The organism is Pontibacter vulgaris, assembly GCF_022758145.1.
Taxonomy (GTDB): domain Bacteria; phylum Bacteroidota; class Bacteroidia; order Cytophagales; family Hymenobacteraceae; genus Pontibacter; species Pontibacter vulgaris.
In genome coordinates this window covers 170408-191828 of sequence record NZ_JAJVDH010000006.1, presented here as the reverse complement: position 1 = coordinate 191828, position 21421 = coordinate 170408, and the positions used below count along the sequence as shown (strand labels likewise).

The window sequence follows — 21421 nt, the reverse complement described above, 5'->3', positions numbered from 1 at the left end:
ACTATACTTTTAATTTTATACTTCTGTTAAACCACTTCCAGGTTACCCATCATACCCAGGTCCTCGTGTTCCAGGATGTGGCAATGGTACATGACGCTGCCGGTATACTTAGTGAATGGAATCGCAATACGTACGGTGCAGTTAGCAGGTACATTCACCACGTCTTTCCAGGCCCGGTAGGGCGTAGATTCTCCATTTATACTTAGTACCTGGAACGGAAAAGTGTGCAGGTGAAACGGGTGGTCCATCGCCATCGGGTTTACAATATCCCATATTTCCAGCGTCCCGGCTTTGGCAGTTAGATCAGTGCGGTGATGGTCAAACGTTTTTCCGTTGATGGTGAACTGCAGCGGCTGCATAGTAGCGCCAAAAATTATAGTTTTATGGTCTGTGGCAGATGTTAGATCAAGCTCAGGTATTTCTATGAGTTTAGTTGGCAAGGCTATAGTTTTCGGCTCACTTGTAATGTTGAATTTTGCCAGTACCATACCTGCAGCTGGTGTATCTATACTTGGTCCGGCAGGTGTTCGGGTATAAGGTAGATTTAATAATTGAAGTTCTTGTGCCTGGGTGGTTTCTAACAGAATATCGGCTCTTTCGCCGGGCGTGAGCAGCAGCGTTTCCATAGCCACAGGCGCTTCCAGAAAACTGCCATCCATGCCAATTACCTGCAGTCGTTTTCCGGGTATATTTAGGTTATAGTAGCGTGCTGTTGAGGCGTTAACTACGCGCAGTCTCAGTAGTCCTGATGGAGCGGATATTTCCGGCTGGTGCACTCCGTTTACCAGTACCAGTTCTCCTTCTTTGCCTTTGCCCCAGTCCATGCCTGCATGTGGTGCAACTGTACCGTTTTGCAGTGTGATGTCGTGCAGCACCAGCACCTTTTCGGTAGCAGAAGCGATAGGCTCCAGCTCGTCCACAGCTCCGCGGACTATGATCGGACCTGATAGCCCTTCGAACAACTGGCGGGTAACTTTGCCGTGGGCGTGCGGATGGTACCAATACATGCCGGCACTGCCTGGTTGCGCTTCAAAAGTATAGCTCAGCGACTCGCCTGGCTGTACTATTCGGTGCGGCTTGTCATCCTCCGGCGACATAAAAATACCGTGCAGGTGCAGGTTACTCGGCTCACTTAATTGGTTTATAAAATCTACCGTTACCACTTCTCCTTCCTTTACTTCCAGTAAAGGTCCCGGAAAGCTGCCGTTATAAGTCAGAATTGTTGCATCCTGTCCGGCTATGCTGATGTTTTTTTGCTGTGCCGTCAGGTCGAAGTGGCGGATCGGTTTGGCTTGTGGCTGAATGTTGTTCATAGTTTTATTTTGTAGCAAGTATCTGTAGCAAAATTATAAACCAGCTTGCCGTAGGCGTTACAGGATTCAGGATAAGCTTTACAGATTTTTGGGTAATCAAGTGTGCTTATACTTCCAGCACTTCCGGGTTGGCAATGTTGGCAGGTGTGCCGTTGGCAAAGGCAATAATGTTCTCAAATGCTTTGCGGAAGTATAGTTCGTAACCGTTTTTCTCTACGTAGCCCAGGTGTGGCGTGCAGATCACATTAGGCAGTTGCAGCAATGGATAATCTTTGTCGTAGATAGGTTCAGATTCATATACATCCAAAGCGGCAAAACCAGGTCTGCCATGTTGTAATGCATCCAGCAAAGCTCCTTCTTCTATCAGTTCGGCCCGGCTGGTATTTACCACTACGGCGTCCTTTTTCATCATGGCTAAGTCTTCAGGCTTAACTATACTTTTGGTGCTGTCGGTCAGGCGTAAATGCAGCGTTACCACATCGGCTTCAGTGAAGAACTCTGCTTTGCTGGCAGCAGCTAAAAAGCCATCCTGCTTGGCCTGTGTTCTGGAACTTTCACTACCCCAAACTATAACTTCAGCCCCGAAAGCCTTGGCATAGCCTGCTATGCGCTTACCAATCTTTCCATAGCCCCAGATGCCGATCAGCTTTCCGTTTATAGTGCTGCCGATGTTTGTTTGCCATAGTCCGGCTTTCATCCCTTCTATGGCCTGTGGTACTTGTCTTACGACATTCATAATCAGGAGCCAGGCAAGCTCAGCAGGAGCTACCGGAGAGCCAACACCTTCGGCAACCGCAATGTTATAATTTGTGCAAGCTGCCAGGTCCAGATGGTTAGAGATTTTACCGGTCTGGCTTATTAGCTTCAGGTTTGGCAGTTGCGCGACCAACTCTTCTGTAATAGCAGTTCGTTCGCGTGTAAGAACCAAGGCATCGGCAGTTTTAAAAAGTTTGGCTAATGCAGTAGTATCTTTTAAGCTATTATTATAAATGGTTACCTGATGGTCTTTAAGCAGATGAAAGCATGGCAAGGTCCGTACTACATTCTGGTAATCGTCGGAAATGATGATGTGCATGGAAATGGTGGTTGTGTATCTGCAAAAATCTGGTTTATGCAGAAATTGCGCAAAGGATAAAGGAACGTTTTAGTTGGACAAACATGCAGGATCAGAAAACAGGCAATCGATCAGAGTACTATAAAATATCAACTACGCATTCTATGCTCTTAAAGTGAAGGATTAACTAAACCAATACAGAGCGGTTTTTAGGATAAACAACTATAAAACCCATTGGGCAACTGTTAATTTTACTACTTTTGGTTAGCAGGCCAACTCTGCCTTACAAGTAAATTTTTAGCTTACCCAATGTCTGAAAACCACAAAAGCCAATTAGAACAACAACTCTGGAACATCGCCAATACCCTTCGCGGCAAGATGGATGCTGACGAATTACAGCAAAGATGCTGGGATTTGTTGAGACGTTTATCAGTGGGATGGGAGCGAGGTTGTAGTACGGTTTATGGTTGGTGCTGGCTTGAGAAAGTGCAAGTGAGTAGCCTTCGTTTGAAGTATTTTTAAGAAACTGGTGAAAAATTCGATATCTGACTAAAAATGTGTAGGCTATAGTAGGATTAAAACAGGAGTAGAGAAAGGCATGATTTAGCGGCGGATACCGTAGAAAATGCATACTCCGGACTGCGGAATTCTGTGATTTTAGGCCCTAATGTCAGTATCCGGAAATTTTGCGGTAAAACAGCTATAGTCCGCATACGGAAACACCCCATTTCACCACTTAAAAGTAGTCCGCAGAATTAACTAAAATGCGGAACTGAAAATGTGTGCGGAAAAGCGCGTAACTTTCTGTAACAGCATTTCCGGCTACGGAAAAACACTGCGTAAATTAACGTGATCCTGCCTGTTGCGGAAACTTCCGACGAAGAGTCTTTTTCCGCTTTCGTTTTCCGTGTACGGAGTAGTCATTTCTACCAGAATTCCGTTCTTTACCTTCATGTTTTTTGCCGCAAAATCACCATACTTGCCCCGCCCAAACTTCCATAAGGTTTAATGACTGTTTTCCGTTGTACTTTTTTGTGAAGTTGAATTGCAAAGATATATGATTGCAGGAAGAAGTGTAGATGGCCACTTTAGAACCCATTTTTTGGGAAAACACTGAAACTGCAGTTTTTGCACAGTTTATGTTGATAGAAAAACAGTTGTAACTTGTTGTAATAGTGTTAGTTGTATGGGTTTTTTACTGCTCATTTTAACTGTTGCTCCGGAAGTGTGTTGCGGAAGTGAATTTTGTACTTTCCGTACTTATGGATCAAAAACTATAGTTTCCGGCGCTATTCCACACGTAAAAACCCCATACTCCTGAAGCTATTTTGCTTGTTTCCCGCAAGCTTAAAACTGATTGTAACTGCTTGTGCTCGCGTGACTTACCTGTCCGTTAAAAAGCCCGGAAACCATGTGGTTGAAGCTTAAATACGGAAAATCGATTTTTTACCGCAAAACCTGCTTTTCCGTCGTGTCCGCAAACAACATCAACACTTCTATAATCGCGCGCACATGCGCATGATGCACGCATGTATGCGCGCACGCGAGCAGCGTTCTCAATTTCAATTACTATCTCTTTTGCATACTACCATTTCTTTTTTTGAGCTCTGAACTGGGATTTGAAAATATTTTATCCTGAAATAAACAAATATTACTAAATTGTTGTAAAGTATATTTTAAACATTACCTTTGGGTAAAATAAAGGATTTATTTACCCAAGATGGAAGAGACAGAACTACCGGAAACAGACGCTTCGACAGATACTAAGGATTTCACGCTGCAACTTGACCTGCAGGAATTGGAGCAGCTACCTGAACTCTATGAAAAGCTGCGCGATCCGATCTTTTCCTTAAAGCAAACCGGTATTACGCCCAAACTTTACGTGGACTGGAAGAAAGCCGGACTTGCCCCCAAAACAGAAGAACAGGCCTGGACCAAGCTTTCTTTTCTGGAATTCCTGTGGCTAAAGATGGCCAAGGAACTGCGTGAATTAGGACTGCCGCTGGCACGGGTAAAAGCGTTGCGTGAGTACCTGATGAACGTACAGGAAATACCTGCTGATGCGCTTACGCCTGAATTGATTGCAAAGCTTCGAGACGAGCTCAGCAAAACGATGCCCGCTAAACAAGTTGAAGCACTTATCGCTGAACACCTAAGCGGACAGACCCAACAAGCACAGGCAAATTATGGCATCCAGTTTTCACTGCTTGAGACACTGATTTATTCAGCCCTGTACCGCAATCAGGAAGCCGGTGTCCTGATCTTTCCAACAGGGGATCTTGCTCCGTGGCTGGATGAGATGCAAGGCATGGGGCCGGAAGCGCACTTGCTGCTGGGTAGAACCCATGTGTTCTTATCTATCACCCAGCACCTAGCAGCTTTTATCTTGGATGAAGATAAAGCTGATTACATTCCGCGTTTGTCCTTACTAAGTGAAGAAGAGTTGCAAGTGGTTAGAGCCATTCGCAACAAAAGCTTCCGGCAGGTCACCATCACCTTCGATGAAAGGCGGCAGATTACCTTGCGCACCACCTCAGACGGGCAGTTGGATGAACGAATCTCAAAGCAACTGATCGAAACACTGGCCCTGAAAAATTACCAGTCGGTGGAGCTCGAAAACCGTGGCGGCTCTAAGTTAAAGTTTACCAAAGAACACCGTCGTAGGATTTAGTACTTAGTAACTTCCTCTTACCGGACGCTGATCGGGTAGGAGTTAAGGGTAGCGGTCACCCCGCACCCAACGTAAGAGCCCGCCTATGTACCGGTCGCCCCGGACTTGTGGCACTGGCAAAACTAAAAGTGAAAACTTTAACCCAAAAACCAAAGAAGAAAACCCAAAGAAAAACCAGTAAAAACAAACCAGTACAGCTGAAATGCAAAGTAAGCGCTGAGAATGCTATAGAACTTGAAAACGCTGAACAGCTGAGCACTTATGATAGTTACTATAAGCAGCTTTCGCAAGAAGTAGAAACGGTAGAGCGCCATGTGCGCGAGCTACGGCAAACTCCGGGGCTGGAGCATTTAACTGAAGACGAAGCGCAGGCACAGGTAGATTTTATGCTGCGCTTTTCAGCCTGGGTATTTAACCAGCACTTTGCAGAACAACTGATAGCAACTATTGATGACGATGATGATTTATTGTCTAAATCAGCTAAAGTGCAAAAGCCGAAAGGCAAGGGTAACAAAAAAGTAACAAAATCCCTTTCCCGTTAACCTTGATAGAACATGAAAAAGCAAACAACAGCAGTCGTACTAGGAGTAGATAAGGCTGCACTAAAAACAAAGAAGTCAGCTACCAAGTCTTCTGCAAAAGCTAAAGCCAAGGCTGTTGCGAACAAGCCTGCTACGCTTCGGGCTACTACTGGGAAAGGGAACGAGCTGAGTATTTTTGCACGGCCACTGCAGAAGGGTAGCAAAAAAGCCACACCACGCGGTAAAGTAGCCATCATCTACACGCGTGTATCAACCAAAGAGCAGGCCGAGACCAACCAAAGCTTATCAACCCAGTTAGAACGCTGTACAGCTTATGCCGAACGCCACGGCTACCAGGTGGTGGGTAAATTTGGTGGCACCTATGAAAGCGCCAAGAGTGATGAACGGAAGGAGTTCCAGAAAATGCTGGAGTTTGTGAAAAAAAGTAAGCTTAGGGTGGGCTACATCATCGTCTACTCCCACGATCGCTTTTCCCGTACCGGCTCTTCGGCTATTGGCATTGTGGATGAATTAGGCCGTATGGGCATTTCGGTTGTAGCTGTGACCCAGCCCGTAGATACTCAGACAGCAGCCGGCAAGCTGCAGCAGGGCATCCAGTTTCTCTTCTCGCAGTTTGATAATGATCAACGCCGCGAAAAATGCATGACCGGCATGGAAGCCCGCGTCAGACGGGGGCTGTGGGTAGGGAAAGTACCCATGGGGTATGATAAAGTCATTGTAGGTAAGGAGGTCATTTTAAAGCCAAATAAAACAGGGAAGCTCATACGCCTGGCGTTTCAGCTCAAAGCAGAACAGGGGCTATCGAATACCGACATCATCAAGCGCCTGAAAGCACAAGGCTTGGTGCTCTACAACCAGACCATCACGAAGCTGTTTCGAAACCCCTTCTACTGTGGTTTAATAAGCCATGGCTTACTCGAGGATGGGGAAGTGGTTGAAGGCCAGCACGAGCCGCTAATCACGCGCCAGCTGTTTTTAAAGGTAAATGGCCTGCAGGCGCAGAACGCGCATAGCTATACCCAGGTCAAAGAAGACGAAGAATTGCCGTTAAGACATCATATTAAATGCGGTAGCTGCCGAAAGCCACTGACGGGTTATGAGATGAAAAAGAAAGGCATACATTACTACAAGTGCAATACCATTGGCTGCAAGCTCAACCGTAATGCTAATAAACTACATAACCTATACGAAGGCTTTTTAGCTGAACTCGAAGTTGATCCTAGGTATCTACCCAAGCTAGCCGAGATCATGGAAGAGACTTACTATAAATTAAACGGAGAAAGCAGGAAAGAAGAAAAGCGTTTACATACCCAGCATACTGAGCTAAAAAAGAGATTAGACACCCTGGAACGCCGCTATGCTTTTGGCGAAATTGAGAAAGACATCTTTACCAAGTATAGCATAGAGCTAAAGACTGAGCTACTGGAAATCGAGCAGAATCTGGAAAAGTGCGTGCCAGCCTTATCGAACCCAAAAGAGTTCATTAAAATGGGTCTGGAAAAAGCGGTAACTATCTCACAATCATGGAGTAAGTCAAATGTTCAGCCAAGAAAACAACTGCAAGCGATGTTGTTTCCGGAAGGCGTATATTATGACCGTGAAATGGAGGGTTATCGAACCACAAGGGTGAACGGCTTTTTCGCCCTTTCCAGCCTTGTACAGCAGTTTTTGGTTAAAAATGAAAAAGGGAAAAGCGATGTAAATCATCACTTTTCCCTTTCAGTAGTCCGTAGGGGACACAAACCTAATAGCTGCTACGAAACATTACGTTACACTAAAATGCCTTAAAACAGCTTTTAAAGCGGTTTTGTAAAGGGTGTTTGTAAGGGTAAGATAAACAAAAATAGCTAATATTAAATATTAGTGTACGAATAGTGTCCGAAGTTCGGATATTCCCGTACATTTGCCTGACCCTTACCACAAGCCCTCTATGACCGTAAAATTTTACCTCGATAAGCCTAACGGGGACGCGCCGACAGCTATCTACCTTTTTGCCCGCCTGGGCAAGCAAACCATCAAAGTAAAGACTGGCGATTACATCCATCCTAAGTATTGGAATCTGAAACCAAACTTGCAGGGAAACCATGTAAAAGGCACATTCTCAAATGGGATAACGCTCAACCACAACCTGGATAACCTCCGCAACAACGTGCGCAATGCGTTCAAGAAGCGCATGGAAGCAAACCCAGCTTTTCGGTTCCTGGATTTCAAAGATGATATCCTGGCGCTGATCAAGCCTTCAGAACCCGTAATAGGCAAAAACTTTCTAGAGTACTTTGAAGAGTACATCTCGTCTAATGCATCTACCCGCACTGCTTCTACTTTGCGTAAATATCAGGGCATTCTAAACCACCTGGAAACCTTTGCCGAGAAGCGAAACTATCCCCTTTCTTTTGAAGGCATCAACATGCGCTTTTTCGATGAACTCATGGATTACTCAGTAAAGGATCTAAAACACACGGATAACACGATCTGGAAAACCTTTGCCACCCTAAAGGCTTTTATGGGTTGGGCATTAGAACGGGAACTGCATGTGAACCTGACTTTTAAAAAGTTTAAAGCTACACAGCGGGAAGTTGAAACGATCTCCCTTACAAAAGAAGAGTTGCAAATGCTTTATGAGAAGGATCTAAGTAAGCATCCAAAGCTTGCCAGGGTACGCGATGTATTTTGCTTTGCCTGTTATACAGGTCAGCGCTATTCAGATCTGGAAAAGTTAAAGCGGTCAGACATAAAAGGCACTGATTGGCTGCTCCGGCAAAAGAAAACTGATAGCATTAACAAGATTACTTTAGTTCCTCCTGCCTTAGCAATCCTAGAGCGCTATAAGGAAGATGTAATGCCATTGCCGGTGCTGTCGAATCAGAAGATGAATGATTACTTAAAAGAGTTAGGGGAGAAGGTCGGCTTGAATGAGCCTACTACTATTACAAGCCGCAGGGGTGGGGAACACTTGGTAGAAACCAAACCAAAGTATGACTTCATTACCATGCATACAGCACGCAGAACTTTTATCACCCTTGCTTTAGAAATGGGTATGAGACCAGAAACAGCCATGAAGATTTCAGGACACACCAATTACCAGACATTCAAGAAGTATATAAAGTTAACTGATAAAATCAAGGATCAGGAAATGCATGATATATGGAGCAAGATCATGCAACCTGCAGCAAAGAAAGAAGCTACTGTTTAAGTTATCTAAGAGTGTAGTGAACTAGTATAAAGTATTTTCATAACTGGTAGTATGTTGCAGTATGTTGGAGAATGTTGCAATATGTTGCAACCTAAATCAACCGAATGCAACAACACCTAATCTGTAGCTTTAAGGCATGAGGTGCTTTTATACATGTATATAAACTGAAATGTAAAGATTGATATTTAAATCGCTATTATATTTTTTAAATACATTCTACTATAGCAGCAGCAAGCTTTTGCTTCTAGATATGATGGATTGCAATAGATTGCAACAAATTGCAAGGCTATTTAAATGTGTAATTTCGATCAGGATAAGAAATATAGTTAAGGGTTTGGGATGCCCATAAGGAGATTATTTAACAGGCGAAATATGATCATAGTAACACCAATAAAGCATTACTTTTCTTTTAAATATAATGGTGAAAACATTGACAATGTTTTTCAATATGAAGCCAATAATAGTCAGCAGTATTATGAAAGTAACCCTAAAGCCTTAGATCTAGAACTGTGGGAATTTTATTATGATATGTTTTTTAGCAAAGAATTTGAAGCTGATAGACATGGGTTTCTTAATTATCATTTGAATGCTTATTCAGGAAATAAACGAGACTTTATACGCTTAATCAAAAAGAGTCCTAAACTTATTCCGCATGATGTCCTGGACGTATACTTCAGGCTAGCTCAGGAAGAAAATAATACTGAATTAGTAAGTGACTGGTTGATAATACACAATCAACCTGCCGATCCGAATGTAGATAAGAACAGTTTAGGTGCTCCCCGGGAAAGAATAAAGCTTAAGCGTCTTAAGAAGCCAGATGTAGAAAAGCACTTTATGGAAAGGCTTAATGTAGTAAGTGAGTACACTCGAAAGTTGATAATGACTAAAGAAGAGGTACTTTATTTTTTACAAGCAAACATAGAAGGGTTTGACCCTATACAAGAAATCAAGAAAATCAGAACGCAGGGAGACTTCAAGGATATCTCCGGTGCTGTATATGATTTTTATTGGCAAGAAAACACATACCTGTCACCAGTTGAAGCCTATTGCCGCATGGCATGGAATAACTTTGCTGATCTTGATCATTACAAGTCATACGAATCCTATAAGTCTAATTTTAGCAAATACAGCAAGCTTAAGTAGCTATTCAATAATGGCTATCTAACGTAGTCGACTTAGTGGGAAGGTTTACACAAGCCTTTACTTTATTTGTCCATGTTTAATAATTAACCATTTAAAAACATGGAACAAAACCAAATTTCCATTCAGCTCTTATCAGAGCAGGCAATCAAGCAGATTGTCCAAGGTGTAACAGAACATCTAAAGTTTGTTACTACCCAAGTGCAACCTTCCACAGCTCCGGAAGCCGAAGCGCCCATCTCCATTGACGAGGCCTGCAAGTTGCTGCGCATCTCCAGAGTGACGCTGACTAACTGGCGCCACCAGGGGCTCATCAAAGGGCATAGCATTGGCCGTAGGGTTTATTTGTTCAAGTCAGAGATCCTGCGCGTAATCGAACAACCACGTTTTAAAAGGGGGAGAGCGTAACCATGCAGACTAATCTATTCTTTGCTGAAGAGCTTTACCGGTACATTTATAGAATGAATCGTTTGGAGCAGTTTGTACACCTTGGTACTAGGCAGGCATTTATCAATTCCCGGCAGTTGGAGCATATGCTGGGCATTTCAAAAATAACCCTGCTGCGCTGGCGCAAAAAAGGCCTGTTGCCGTACTCGCGCATCGAGCGCAGCATCTACTACGCCATAGCCGACGTGGAAGCCCTGCTGCTTTCTCACCGCGTAGACCTGAACCCGCATGTAGTACCCGCAAATGAAGGGTGTACATGTTCCAGGTAACACAATTTAGTTCTTTTCATCACATCACCGGAGATACTGCTATTGATGGAATCTTACACCACATCAAAGGCGGGCAGTATCAAAAGCAGATCCAGCAGTTGCGCGAGTACTTGGCAGCAGGTAACCAGGAAGCCTTTGATGATGCGAAAAAACAGCTGTCCGCTTTTACCCCATCCGCTACGTTTGCGGGTGGGCGCAAAGAAAAGCACTTGAACGTCTATGCTGGTGTGGTAGTGCTCGACATCGACAAACTGGGCGAAGAAAAAGCCTTGCGGGTAAAACAGGCAGCTTGCACGCTGCCCCATACCTTTGCCGCTTTTATCAGTCCCTCCGGCCGGGGCGTTAAGTTGCTTGTTAAGGTGGACTCACCTGTAGCAGCGCATAAGCTGGCCTTTGCTCAGGTAAAAGCACATTATGAAGAGCAGCTACAGGTGCAGGTCGATGCGTCCGGAAGTGATGTAACACGCTTATGCTTTTTGTCCTGGGATGCAGACTTGTACCTAAACCCGGATGCCGCCACCTATGCCGTGACTGGAAGACTGGTGTTTGCGCCTACCCCGTCAGCTGCAAACCAATGTGTCAAACCAACGGTTGAAGCACCACAACTGCCCAAAAAAGCAGCTAGTATGCATCAAAATGATGCAGTACCAGGCGAAATGGATAGTATTTACAAGCAATGTGTGGAGTTAACACAGCGTAGGCACCAGTTTACAGCAGGAGATCGCAATAACTTTGTCTATCAACTGGCCTGTAACCTGAACCGTTATGGCATAGCACAACACACTGCATTGGATTTGGTGCTTGCAGACTACAATTACAACGAGCAGGAGGTGCGCACTAGTGTGTTGAGTGCCTACACCAATAAGGTTGAACACGGCAGTAGAAGTAACCTGGCAAATGGCAACCCGGCGTTTGAGCCGGATAAGATCAGCCCTGCCGCAGCAGCTTATCAGAAGATAGCCAAGCTGGTCACCGTGGATCTGCACCGAAAGCGACAAGAAGCCGGAAATGAGGAAGCTGCAGCGCCTGCCACGTACCTGGACAAGATCGAAGCTTTTTTGCTCTCCCGTTACAGGTTTCGCCACAACGAAGTGACCCACCGGCAGGAGTATTGCACCAGCGACAAGGGCAAGTGGCGGCAATTGACCGACCGGGCAGAGAGCACGATGCTACGGGAACTGTTAAAAGCGCAGTTAAAGGTCAGTAGTGCTTCTTTGCGCAGTTTGCTTAGCTCGGACTTCTGTCCGCTCTATAATCCCTTTCGCAGCTACTTTAAGAGCCTGCCAGACTGGGATGGCGAAACAGATTACATTCAGCAGCTGGCAACAACGGTGACTACTACCGATCAGGAGCAATGGCAGTATTGCTTCAAACGCTGGTTTGTCGCTATGGCCGCTGGTGTACTGGACGATAAAGTGGTTAATCACACGCTTATTGTGCTAAGTGGCGGGCAGGGACTGGGTAAAACCACGTGGGTGCTGAATCTGGTACCGCGCAAACTCAAGTTTTACGTTTATACCGGTGAGATCAACCCTAAAAATAAGGATACCCTGCAGCAGTTATCGGAAAACATGCTTATCAATCTGGATGAGCTGGAGAACCTGAACCGCAGTGAAGTAGGGGCGCTTAAGGAGATCATTACCAAAAGTGAGATCAAGGTGCGCAAAGCCTATGGGCACCACCATGAAAAGATGCCGCGCAGGGCAAGCTTTGCAGGATCTGTAAACAACCTGCAGTTCTTAAACGATACCACCGGCAGCAGGCGCTTTTTGTGTTTTGAAGTGACCGATATTGCCTACAGACACACGGTTGAGCTGGATAAGGTATACGCGCAGGCCTATCACTTGTACCAAAACGGGTTCCGCTACTGGTTTGATAAAGATGAGATTCAGCAGATCAGCCAGAGCAACGAACGCTTTCAGGTACGTGCGGTAGAAGAAGAACTGCTGTTGACTTGGTTTAAACATCCTGTTGAAAATGAACCAATCCTGTTTCTGACTTCAACTCAGATGGTAGCCAAGCTTGCAATCAATGCCAAGATCAATGTCACCGATGCCAGCGTTAACAAGCTGGGCAAAGCCTTGAAAAAGCATGGCTTTGAGCGCATCAAACGCAGCGGGGTGTATGGCTACTTGGTACGCGAACTGACCTGGGATGAGGTAGATCAGCAAAGCAGGAAACAAGTAACCTGATATTATTGAGACCAAAAGCTAAGGGCACATTCTAACACAGGATGTGCCCTTAGCTTTTATAGTTGGTTAGGGTCGGGTAAGATGGGTAAGGTAAAAACTAAAAAAAACAAAATCTATGATTTGCTAATGATTGAGGATCGGAATGCAGGAGTGATATTGGCTATATGAGCAGTTATAGCCCTGTTTTGGTATGTGATATGCTATTGTAAATTTATCAATTTACTGTAATTGTTATTTCTATAATATTTGCTTACCCATCTTACCCTGTAATACATTTAGAAATGAAAAAGTAATAATGTTGCTTTTTCGTAAAAAGTATTGTTAACAATAGTATGAACTTATAAATAATTTTAGCCCTCTTTTAATACAAATTTAGAATAAACGATTGAAGAATATCGTACTAACTAACCCAACCACTATAATATAATTTGAAATTGAATTCAAATGGGGTTAATAATAAGTACCATTAATATAGTTACTTGTAATCCTAATAAACAAAAGAGCTACTCAGATTGTGAGTAGCTCTTTTAGTACAATTTTTAACTATATTTAGTAGAATGATATTTTTAGTAAAAATTTAGTCTATAGCATCTCAATTATTTGATTCCTAACTGATTTTTGTCCAGCTAGGGACTGTCCTAAAAGAAATTTATTTGAGAAAAGAAGCTGCTCAAACTTTGGAGTATATTCCCTGCCTTTCCCTAGTTTATCCCATTTTAAAAAATTGTTAAAGTCTTTAGTCCTATTGTATTCTGGTTCAGTAAATAAAGAGTCATTGCTACCATCTGCTAAATAATTGTCTATCACATTAAGTGCAATGGCCGTTAAGCCATTTGATGCTTCACTTTCTGATTTATAAATCTTATTAACAGCTGCTGTAATATCTTTTAACCCATAAGGTTTATTGGCATTAATAAGTATATCTTTGATTAAATCAACTAATACATAATAGAAAAGATATCTAGTCTGTCCCCTTGAAGGTTTTTCAGCACCTCGTCCGAACTTTATCTTGTTAGCTAGTTTCTGAAGTAAATAACATGCATATACTTCTTCAGAACCAAAACTATTTGAGTCCATAATCCTTTTGAATATAGTTCCACCTGGAGCGAAAGGAGGGTTTTTCCCGAAGGCAATACCCGGCTCTGACATCCAAGCTGCACCATAAATTTTGAGCATGTCAAAAGCATTAACATATTCAGAGTACTTAATACCATTCAAATTCTGCTTTTGAAGCATTTTCTGACTTTCCCAGCCTCCCCGATGGATTTCTAAATAGATATTGTAGTCCCTAGACATACTAGTAGCGAGAGCTCTAAAGTTACCTTCTAATGATATAAAGTCTTGCCTACTTACAGAATTTTGACTATTAGTAAATCTAGTAATATCAATTAGTTGTGCTTCTCCATCTTTTCCTACTTTAACAAGTTTTACAATCACTATACCTCTTGTTAAGCGATCTCTCCAATGTTCTGTTTCAGCTGATAATGTACTTGAACCAACATCTAATCTTTCAAGTAAAACTTGCCAAATTGTTTTTGTAGTTTGACAACCATTTACAATGTATGGTTCTCTAATTAGATATAAATCATTTTTGGCTTCTACATCCTCTGCTACTATAGTAATTCCATTATTAAATAAACCAAACTTTTCAGGGCTTGATTTTAAAGTGTTTGCAATACCCTTATTTACTACTCTGCCACCACCAAGATATTTTCTAACATTTTTTTCATAAAGTTGATCTAAATCTCCTGTAGCATTTTTATATGCCTTTAAAAATTTAAACAGATCAAGTAGAGTAACAGATCCTACATATAAATCATCACCTGATTCTACTAATCTCGCATTTAGAGAGACCTGCGTTTTATTAACGTCACTTTGTAACTCTGTTAATCTGTTAAATATGGTTTGTATAGAAATAGATTCGACATCAAATAAATCCCCTAAATGGGTTCTTCCTAATGTCCGAATATCTTCAGCTGCTCTTTTTTCTTGTTCACTAAGAGGTTCGTGTGTTGCATAGACTAAACGCAATTGGTCATTAGGGCCTGCATTGAGTATAAAGTTTCTTAACCGGGTAGATAAACTCTCTCCTACAGAAGATAAATTTGTGTTATGACCCCTTAAATTATCAATAACCTTTTGACCTTCAATTAGAATAGTTGAAGGTCCGGAGAAAGCTGAACCATGCTTGCTTTGAACTATATACCAAGTATTACCTTGTTGATTTCCATCTTCTAAAATGTCACCTAAAACTAGGAACGCTACATCTATTCCACCATCACCTGCACCATCACAAAAAATTATATCTTCGGTTTCAGCATTAAAATCTAGCCAATCACCTAACAGTTTTCTTGAAAATCTGTGGCCTAACTCGGTTGTAGAAGGATTGCCGCTAATTATATCTTTAAGCCATTCTGTTTTAAAATCTTCATAACTAATAGTATTAAGTGTTGCTTCAAGTTCCATAATTCAGATTTATTATTTTAAGTCTATTGATTTAGCTTAAAGTTAAAAACTTCTTTTATATTACTTAAATTGCATATTGAATATTTAAAAAATAATGATTGTGAAGAATAATTATAATGAAAGAAGTTGGGCAATTGATGTCATAAGTGAGATTAATAGAATTTCTGGAGCACAGAAAAAGACAATCAAAAGGGCCGGAGGTGAAAGAACTTTAAAGGATTCAACAAAAGGCAACGCTTTATTTCCAGATGTTCTCCTCTTTCAAGATGAGACCGGCTCAAGAGTATTGCAGGGATGGGAATTAAAAATGCCTGATACGCCTATAACTGATGAAAAGAACATCAAGAATGCAGCTTTGAAAGCAGAAATGCTTGGCCTAAACAGTTTCTTAGTATGGAATGTTAGTGAGGCTGCTCTTTACATCATAGAGGATGGTAAATTTAGTCTGAAAAAGCAGTGGTCAGATCTCAAAAACATAAAGAATAGAGAGGATGTAGAGCCTAATAAAGCTAAATGGATTGCTCTTCTACAAACAATATTAAATGACCTTGAAGAATTCTTTAGGAAAGGAGAAATTAAAAGTCAAAGTATCCTAGATTCATTATCAGAGCATAATATTGTTGATGTAATAACAGGTAATATCGGATTAGTAAAGCAAAACTTAATTAAAGCAAATAAAAAAGATAGCCGGCTAGCTGCAGAAATCAAATTATGGTGGGATGAAGTTAAGATAGAGTATTCATCAGAACCCGATGAATTTTCTGCTGTGTCTAAGTTAGTGCTTATTACTTGGGTTAACAGGTTCCTGTTTACACATTATTTGAAATCCTTTACTGTTAAAGCTTTTGAAATAGATAATTTTAACGAAGCAACTACTATTGGAGAAGCTAAAGTTTATTTCCAGGAACTAACAAAAGAAAATGATTTCTTAAATGTCTTTGCCCCTGTAATTGGGGAAGATTTTGTTGATGAATATTCTTGGGAGCAGATCCTTCAATTAAACTCATTTCTTGCAGATATAAAGCTTCAGAATTTTGATCAAAATTTATTACAACAGTTTTTTGAGAAACTACTGCTTACATCTAAAAGAAAAGCTGCAGGACAATATGCTACACCTTACAACTTAGCAGCATATCTAGCCAGAATTGTGATTAATGATAAAACTCTTGTGACTATGGATGCTTTCTGTGGTACAGGAACTATCTTGAGAGCATGTTATGATACAAAGATTAGCTATGGTGTAACTCCCCAAGATGCTATTGAATCATTGTGGGGAAGTGATAAATTTTCTTTCCCATTACATATGACAACTTTATCACTAGCAAGACCTGAAGTGATAGGGAAAGTTATTAATGTATTCAAGTCTGATGTTAAGGATTTAAAAATAGGGAACACATATGAATTCACAGATCCTAACACAGGACGTGCTGTAAGAAAATCATTGCCTAAAGTTGATTACTTTATCTGTAACCTACCTTTTGTCGAGGCCGCTAAAATCAAAGTTGCAAACCCTGATATCTTTAATATTAAAGATAGAATTTCATCAATACTCGGTGATTCTAACTTTGAAATACCTGGTAAAAGTGATTTGATAGCTTATCTTCCTTATTACTTATGGGACTTATTAAATGATAATGGGCGTATAGGATTGATCATTTCTAACTCCTGGCTAGGAACTGATTGGGGTGAAGATTTTAGACGTACCTTGCAAAGGTTCTTTAAAATAGACTTGGTTGTGACTTCTGGTAATGGCAAATGGTTTAGCAATGCTGATGTCGTTACAAATCTTGTAGTTCTCACCAAAAGAAATAAGCCGGTCTTAAAAGCAGAGCCTACAGAAGAAACTTCTTTTGTTACAATGAAAATTCCAATTGATAAACTTACAGATAGAGATATATTAGATCTGACAGCAAGTCAAACTCTGTTAAAAAGGAATGGCAATGTTAAGATACAGACGTTATCTGTAAAGCGCATGGCTGATTTAAATGCTCATGGTCTCAATTGGTCGTCTTACTTTGCTGACTTAAGTTGGTTTGATAAAGTAGGGAAAGAATTAATAACAGCTAACACTCTTTTTGATATAAATAGAGGAGAGAGGCGAGGTTGGGATGATATGTTTTTCCCTGGAAATGGAAATAAGATAGAAGCTAAGTACTTGAAGCCTGTTCTAATGAATTTTAGACAAGTTAAAAAACTCATAGCAAGTCCACAAAGCATTGCGTTTTGCTGTTCAGAGACTTTAGAGAAGCTCAAAAAAAATGGTGATCATGGAGCGCTCTCTTGGATAAGTAGATTTGAAAAAGTGAGGAATGGCGTAAATAAATTATTGCCTGATGTGTTAGCTCGGGCAAACCATCATTGGTACGAAATGAAGGATAATACAGTTGCTGACTTAGTAGGTACTATCAATTATGGTGAAACACTATTCATTGCAAAGATGGAGCAGCGGTCCTTTGTTAATCAGAGACTAATAAGGTTTACTTCAACTAAAAATGATTTAGACATAGATCTAATACATGCTTTGATGAATAGTTATATTGGTATCTTTTACATTGAAGCCTTAGGTTTTGGAAGAGGTATGGGAGCATTAGATCTAAGTAGCACTAAAGTTAGAGATAATTTGTACTTATTAAATGCTGAAAATTTAACTTCGCAAGAAAAGATAGACATTAAAACTGCATTTGCGGCACTGTGCTCTAGGGAAATCAATAAAGTACCAGCTGAAGTTGAGTTAAATGATAGAAAACATTTTGAACAAACTGTAGCTAAAGCATACGGTCTTGAGAAAGAATGGGATAAGATTAAGGAATCCCTATTAGATCTCCATAACATTAGAATGTGTGTAAGTAAATAAATGTATAAAGATGCTTATTAAACCTTTCTTAGCTAAGTGTGGAGATAGAACATCTTTACCTAAAGAACATCCAACAGGAGGATCCCCTGATGATTGGTTCGATAATAACCTGCTTTTACAGAACAAATTATTTGGTATAACATTTGATTTTTTTGTTGATTGGAATACAACTCCTAATAGAATAACTCCTAGTATCTGGATTAAAAGAATTTTAAATCAAGATTATACATATAGTCAATTGATTGAAGATTTAGAGGTACAATTAATAAATGAATTTGGGCAGAATTATTTAGAAAGAGTTATTTCATTCGCTCAATCGAACCATCTTGATGCTCAGATTCTTATTTATAGGGATGATTCTGACTGGAGTGATGAATTAAGTAAAATTTTAGTTGTTTACCCTTCCAAAAATAAAGGTGGGCAAATAGTTCTGCATCATTCCTTAATAAACATTAAGCAATTAAAGGATCGCATAAAAGTTTATTCTGGTGGAGCAGTACAAATTGGAGCTAAGGGATTAATTTATGGAACATCTAAATTAGAGTGTTACTTATCTAGTACTGATAGTTTATATCCTGGTGATGTTGATTCTATTATACTTGATGACTCTAATGAGCCTGTCGCATTATTAGAATACAAAAAGCATACATTAGATTCCCCAATAAGTGATCAAAACATTGCTAAATATTATCCTAATCCAGATGCTAGGAAGTATAATAGATTAGCAATTTTAAAGGAATATTTATCAAATATAAAGGGTCATGACATTCCTATTATAGTTATATACTATCCAACTAACCCCAAATTCATTACTGGTAAGCTTGAATTATTAAAAGGCTCTGTGGGAAACTTATCTGCAAAAGCTTCAGGCGTATTCAAACTTCCATTAAATAGGACGAAAGAAGAGACAAGTGAGATTATAGCCTATTTACAGAACGCTATTTTATATAATCTAAAAAATTGAAATAATGATTAAACGTATACCCGTAAAAGCTGACTTAATTAGTACAATAGAAACTTATCTGAAATCGCATAATTTAGGTAATAGAGGAGTAGAAGATGGTAGCAAAAGAAAACAACTAGTTGGATTAATAGGTGAATTGCTAACACAGGAACTTTTGCATGGAAGAATTACAGACTTGAATGAAAAGTTAGATGGTTTTGATGGCGGATACGATATTTTATATAAGGGTTACAAAATTGATGTAAAAACAATGGAGCGTAAAAGCTATGTAAGACCAAATTACGTTAATAACTTTTATATTCTACAGGAGGAGCATGATGCGGATATCATTGTTTTTTGCAGTTACCACTCTACGGATAATGTTTTAGAAGTTTGCGGATGGATTCCTAAAAATGAATTATCAAAGCGTGGTATTTTTTATGCGGCTGGTACTAAGCGCCTAAGAACAGATGGCAGTTTCTTTAATTTTCGGCAAGATAATTATGAAGTTGAAAATAAAGATCTTTACTCTATAGAGACTTTAACAAAAATTAATCCGAAATCTTTTTAAGGTTATAAAATAAAACTAAGTTTTTGTCTTAAATTCTTTGTTGACATAAGCTACAATTCTTACAAATGAGCTATAACGAAATACCCAGCATCACATTAAGTATGCTTATTGAGAAAGGAATTATTGAAGCAGGATCTGAAGTTGTTGCTGCAATAGATGATGAAATTAGAGGGACACTAAATAAGAATGGTTCTATAACTCTAGTCATAGATGATGAGCGTAAAAGATATCCATTTCCTAGTGGGGCAGCAAGGGCTGTCACTAATACGAGTGTTAATGGGTGGATATTTTGGAGAATACTTGAAAATGGTGTTTATAGAGATTTAGCTTATTTTAGAAAGAAATTTACAGAATCAGAGAAGGGTAAATCAATTTAGTACAGTACTAAAATGATTTAGAAAAAAGAATTCAACAATTGTTAGATAACTAATTGTTGAATTCTTTTTTTTTGACAATATTGTCAAGAATTTATTTTCAAGATAATGAAAGAAACATTTGGTGAGTTCATTCATGCATTAAGAATAAGACATTCTCTAACTTTAACTAAGCTAGCGGCTGCTTTAGATATAGATCAGTCTACTTTATCTAAAATTGAAAATAATAGAAGAAGTGTACCCGAATGTTTAATACCTAAAATAGCATCTATTTTTAATCTTAATATCCAGTCACTTTTAAAAGAATATTACAGTGAAAAAATAGCCGAAATGATTTACTTAAGTGACAATCACCGAGAGGTATTAGATTTAGTGGAAGATAAAATAAAGCATATAAAAGAGAGAAAATCAATACAGGGCAATATTAATTTTAAATAGATGAAAGAAGACGGATTAGTACCTTTTTTAAATAAAGTGATACAGGGAGACTGCTTGGAAGTTATGAATAGCTTTCCTGACAAAAGTATTGATATGATTTTATGTGATTTGCCATATGGTACCACACAAAATAAGTGGGATTCAGTAATAAATCTTGATGAATTATGGGCACAATATGAGCGTGTAATAAAGGAGAATGGTGCAATAGTACTTACTTCACAAGGCGTTTTTACTGCAAAACTTATTATGAGTAAAGAAAAGCTTTTTAAATATAAGATTGTCTGGATCAAATCTAAACCGACTAACTTTTTAAATGCAAAAAAGCAGCCATTAAGAAAGCATGAAGATATTTGTGTGTTTTACAAAAAGCAACCTGTTTACAATCCTCAAATGACAAAAGGAGAACCTTATGATAAAGGTATAAGGAAGGACCAACACACAGGCAGTTATGGAGATTTTAAACCAAGACATGTAAAGAGCGATGGTGATAGATATCCTAATGACATATTGTTCTATGAGGATAGTCACGATGACGATTACGTTTATGTAAAAACAGCAGAATCAGAAGGTCCAGTTGTACATCCAACGCAAAAGCCAATAGAGTTAGGTCGTTACCTAATAAAAACATTTAGCAATCCAGGTGATATTATACTTGATAATGCTTGTGGGAGTGGAAGCTTTCTACTATCAGCCATATTGGAGGATAGAAGATTTATTGGTATTGAGAAGAATGAAGATGTAATGTTACATAAAGTTAAAGCAACTGATTATATAAAAGTTTGTAATGATAGAATAAAAGAGACAATAACAAAGAAACAAAATCAGGAATCTATATTGCCGTTGTTTTAAATAGGGAGTGTAATTTAAACTGTATCATTTCCATATTTTACATTACTGACCCTGCTGGTGTACTGATTAAAATCAGTACACCAGCAGGGTCAAATTTTTGTAATG

General features: G+C 39.9%; 17 protein-coding genes. 14 read left to right on the top strand and 3 right to left on the bottom strand.

The window, feature by feature from the left end:
• Positions 1–26: 26 nt before the first annotated feature.
• Positions 27–1313: a multicopper oxidase family protein gene (locus LWP20_RS15255; RefSeq protein WP_242929037.1), complete on the bottom strand. Its 1287-nt coding sequence runs from the start codon at positions 1311–1313 to the stop codon at positions 27–29.
• A gap of 106 nt (positions 1314–1419) precedes the next feature.
• Complete coding sequence (locus tag LWP20_RS15250; RefSeq protein ID WP_242929036.1) at positions 1420–2388, bottom strand: D-2-hydroxyacid dehydrogenase family protein; 969 nt, start codon at positions 2386–2388, stop codon at positions 1420–1422.
• 1699 nt (positions 2389–4087) lie between these two features.
• Between LWP20_RS15250 and LWP20_RS15245 the strand changes: the two genes are divergently transcribed.
• From LWP20_RS15245 to LWP20_RS15210, 8 genes are all read left to right on the top strand, one after another.
• A complete protein-coding gene (locus LWP20_RS15245) occupies positions 4088–5038 on the top strand; it encodes a hypothetical protein (protein WP_242929035.1) in 951 nt (316 codons plus the stop codon).
• Between the two features lie 128 nt (positions 5039–5166).
• On the top strand, positions 5167–5580 hold the full coding sequence (locus tag LWP20_RS15240) for a hypothetical protein (protein WP_242929034.1): 414 nt from the start codon (positions 5167–5169) through the stop codon (positions 5578–5580).
• Positions 5581–5592: 12 nt separating this feature from the next.
• A complete protein-coding gene (locus LWP20_RS15235; protein WP_242929033.1) occupies positions 5593–7368 on the top strand; it encodes a recombinase family protein in 1776 nt (591 codons plus the stop codon).
• Between the two features lie 142 nt (positions 7369–7510).
• Positions 7511–8773, top strand: a complete 1263-nt coding sequence (locus tag LWP20_RS15230; RefSeq protein WP_242929032.1) for a site-specific integrase — start codon at positions 7511–7513, stop codon at positions 8771–8773.
• A 372-nt stretch (positions 8774–9145) separates the two neighbouring features.
• Entirely contained in the window at positions 9146–9916 is a 771-nt protein-coding gene (locus LWP20_RS15225) for a hypothetical protein (RefSeq protein ID WP_242929031.1), read from the top strand.
• 99 nt (positions 9917–10015) lie between these two features.
• A complete protein-coding gene (locus LWP20_RS15220) occupies positions 10016–10321 on the top strand; it encodes a helix-turn-helix domain-containing protein (RefSeq protein ID WP_242929030.1) in 306 nt (101 codons plus the stop codon).
• Positions 10322–10323: 2 nt separating this feature from the next.
• Complete coding sequence (locus tag LWP20_RS15215; RefSeq protein WP_242929029.1) at positions 10324–10629, top strand: helix-turn-helix domain-containing protein; 306 nt, start codon at positions 10324–10326, stop codon at positions 10627–10629.
• Positions 10630–10727: 98 nt separating this feature from the next.
• A complete protein-coding gene (locus tag LWP20_RS15210) occupies positions 10728–12821 on the top strand; it encodes a VapE domain-containing protein (protein ID WP_242929028.1) in 2094 nt (697 codons plus the stop codon).
• A gap of 582 nt (positions 12822–13403) precedes the next feature.
• Here LWP20_RS15210 and LWP20_RS15205 read toward each other — a convergent pair.
• Positions 13404–15287, bottom strand: coding sequence for an AIPR family protein (locus tag LWP20_RS15205; RefSeq protein WP_242929027.1), 1884 nt, complete (start codon positions 15285–15287; stop codon positions 13404–13406).
• A 100-nt stretch (positions 15288–15387) separates the two neighbouring features.
• On the opposite strand from LWP20_RS15205, the gene LWP20_RS15200 reads away from it, so the two are divergent.
• The 6 genes from LWP20_RS15200 (at position 15388) to LWP20_RS15175 (ending at position 21316) form a co-directional block, all read left to right on the top strand.
• Entirely contained in the window at positions 15388–18141 is a 2754-nt protein-coding gene (locus tag LWP20_RS15200) for an N-6 DNA methylase (RefSeq protein WP_242929026.1), read from the top strand.
• Positions 18142–18151: 10 nt separating this feature from the next.
• Complete coding sequence (locus LWP20_RS15195) at positions 18152–19105, top strand: hypothetical protein (protein ID WP_242929025.1); 954 nt, start codon at positions 18152–18154, stop codon at positions 19103–19105.
• A gap of 4 nt (positions 19106–19109) precedes the next feature.
• Complete coding sequence (locus LWP20_RS15190; RefSeq protein WP_242929024.1) at positions 19110–19655, top strand: hypothetical protein; 546 nt, start codon at positions 19110–19112, stop codon at positions 19653–19655.
• A gap of 65 nt (positions 19656–19720) precedes the next feature.
• Entirely contained in the window at positions 19721–20032 is a 312-nt protein-coding gene (locus LWP20_RS15185) for a restriction system modified-DNA reader domain-containing protein (protein WP_262914615.1), read from the top strand.
• Between the two features lie 105 nt (positions 20033–20137).
• Complete coding sequence (locus LWP20_RS15180; RefSeq protein ID WP_242929022.1) at positions 20138–20467, top strand: helix-turn-helix domain-containing protein; 330 nt, start codon at positions 20138–20140, stop codon at positions 20465–20467.
• The gene (locus tag LWP20_RS15175) at positions 20468–21316 is read left to right on the top strand and encodes a DNA-methyltransferase (protein ID WP_242929021.1); all 849 of its coding nucleotides are present in this window, start codon (positions 20468–20470) and stop codon (positions 21314–21316) included. It abuts the gene before it with no gap.
• The last annotated feature ends 105 nt before the right edge of the window (positions 21317–21421 follow it).

Excerpts from the sequence above, each read along its gene's own strand:
- LWP20_RS15255 (WP_242929037.1), bottom strand. The coding sequence starts at position 1,313 with ATGAACAACATTCAGCCACAAGCCAAACCGATCCGCCACTTCGACCTG.
- LWP20_RS15250 (WP_242929036.1), bottom strand. The coding sequence starts at position 2,388 with ATGCACATCATCATTTCCGACGATTACCAGAATGTAGTACGGACCTTG.
- LWP20_RS15245 (WP_242929035.1), top strand. The coding sequence starts at position 4,088 with ATGGAAGAGACAGAACTACCGGAAACAGACGCTTCGACAGATACTAAG.
- LWP20_RS15235 (WP_242929033.1), top strand. The coding sequence starts at position 5,593 with ATGAAAAAGCAAACAACAGCAGTCGTACTAGGAGTAGATAAGGCTGCA.
- LWP20_RS15230 (WP_242929032.1), top strand. The coding sequence starts at position 7,511 with ATGACCGTAAAATTTTACCTCGATAAGCCTAACGGGGACGCGCCGACA.
- LWP20_RS15225 (WP_242929031.1), top strand. The coding sequence starts at position 9,146 with ATGATCATAGTAACACCAATAAAGCATTACTTTTCTTTTAAATATAAT.
- LWP20_RS15220 (WP_242929030.1), top strand. The coding sequence starts at position 10,016 with ATGGAACAAAACCAAATTTCCATTCAGCTCTTATCAGAGCAGGCAATC.
- LWP20_RS15215 (WP_242929029.1), top strand. The coding sequence starts at position 10,324 with ATGCAGACTAATCTATTCTTTGCTGAAGAGCTTTACCGGTACATTTAT.
- LWP20_RS15205 (WP_242929027.1), bottom strand. The coding sequence starts at position 15,287 with ATGGAACTTGAAGCAACACTTAATACTATTAGTTATGAAGATTTTAAA.
- LWP20_RS15195 (WP_242929025.1), top strand. The coding sequence starts at position 18,152 with ATGCTTATTAAACCTTTCTTAGCTAAGTGTGGAGATAGAACATCTTTA.
- LWP20_RS15190 (WP_242929024.1), top strand. The coding sequence starts at position 19,110 with ATGATTAAACGTATACCCGTAAAAGCTGACTTAATTAGTACAATAGAA.
- LWP20_RS15185 (WP_262914615.1), top strand. The coding sequence starts at position 19,721 with ATGAGCTATAACGAAATACCCAGCATCACATTAAGTATGCTTATTGAG.
- LWP20_RS15180 (WP_242929022.1), top strand. The coding sequence starts at position 20,138 with ATGAAAGAAACATTTGGTGAGTTCATTCATGCATTAAGAATAAGACAT.
- LWP20_RS15175 (WP_242929021.1), top strand. The coding sequence starts at position 20,468 with ATGAAAGAAGACGGATTAGTACCTTTTTTAAATAAAGTGATACAGGGA.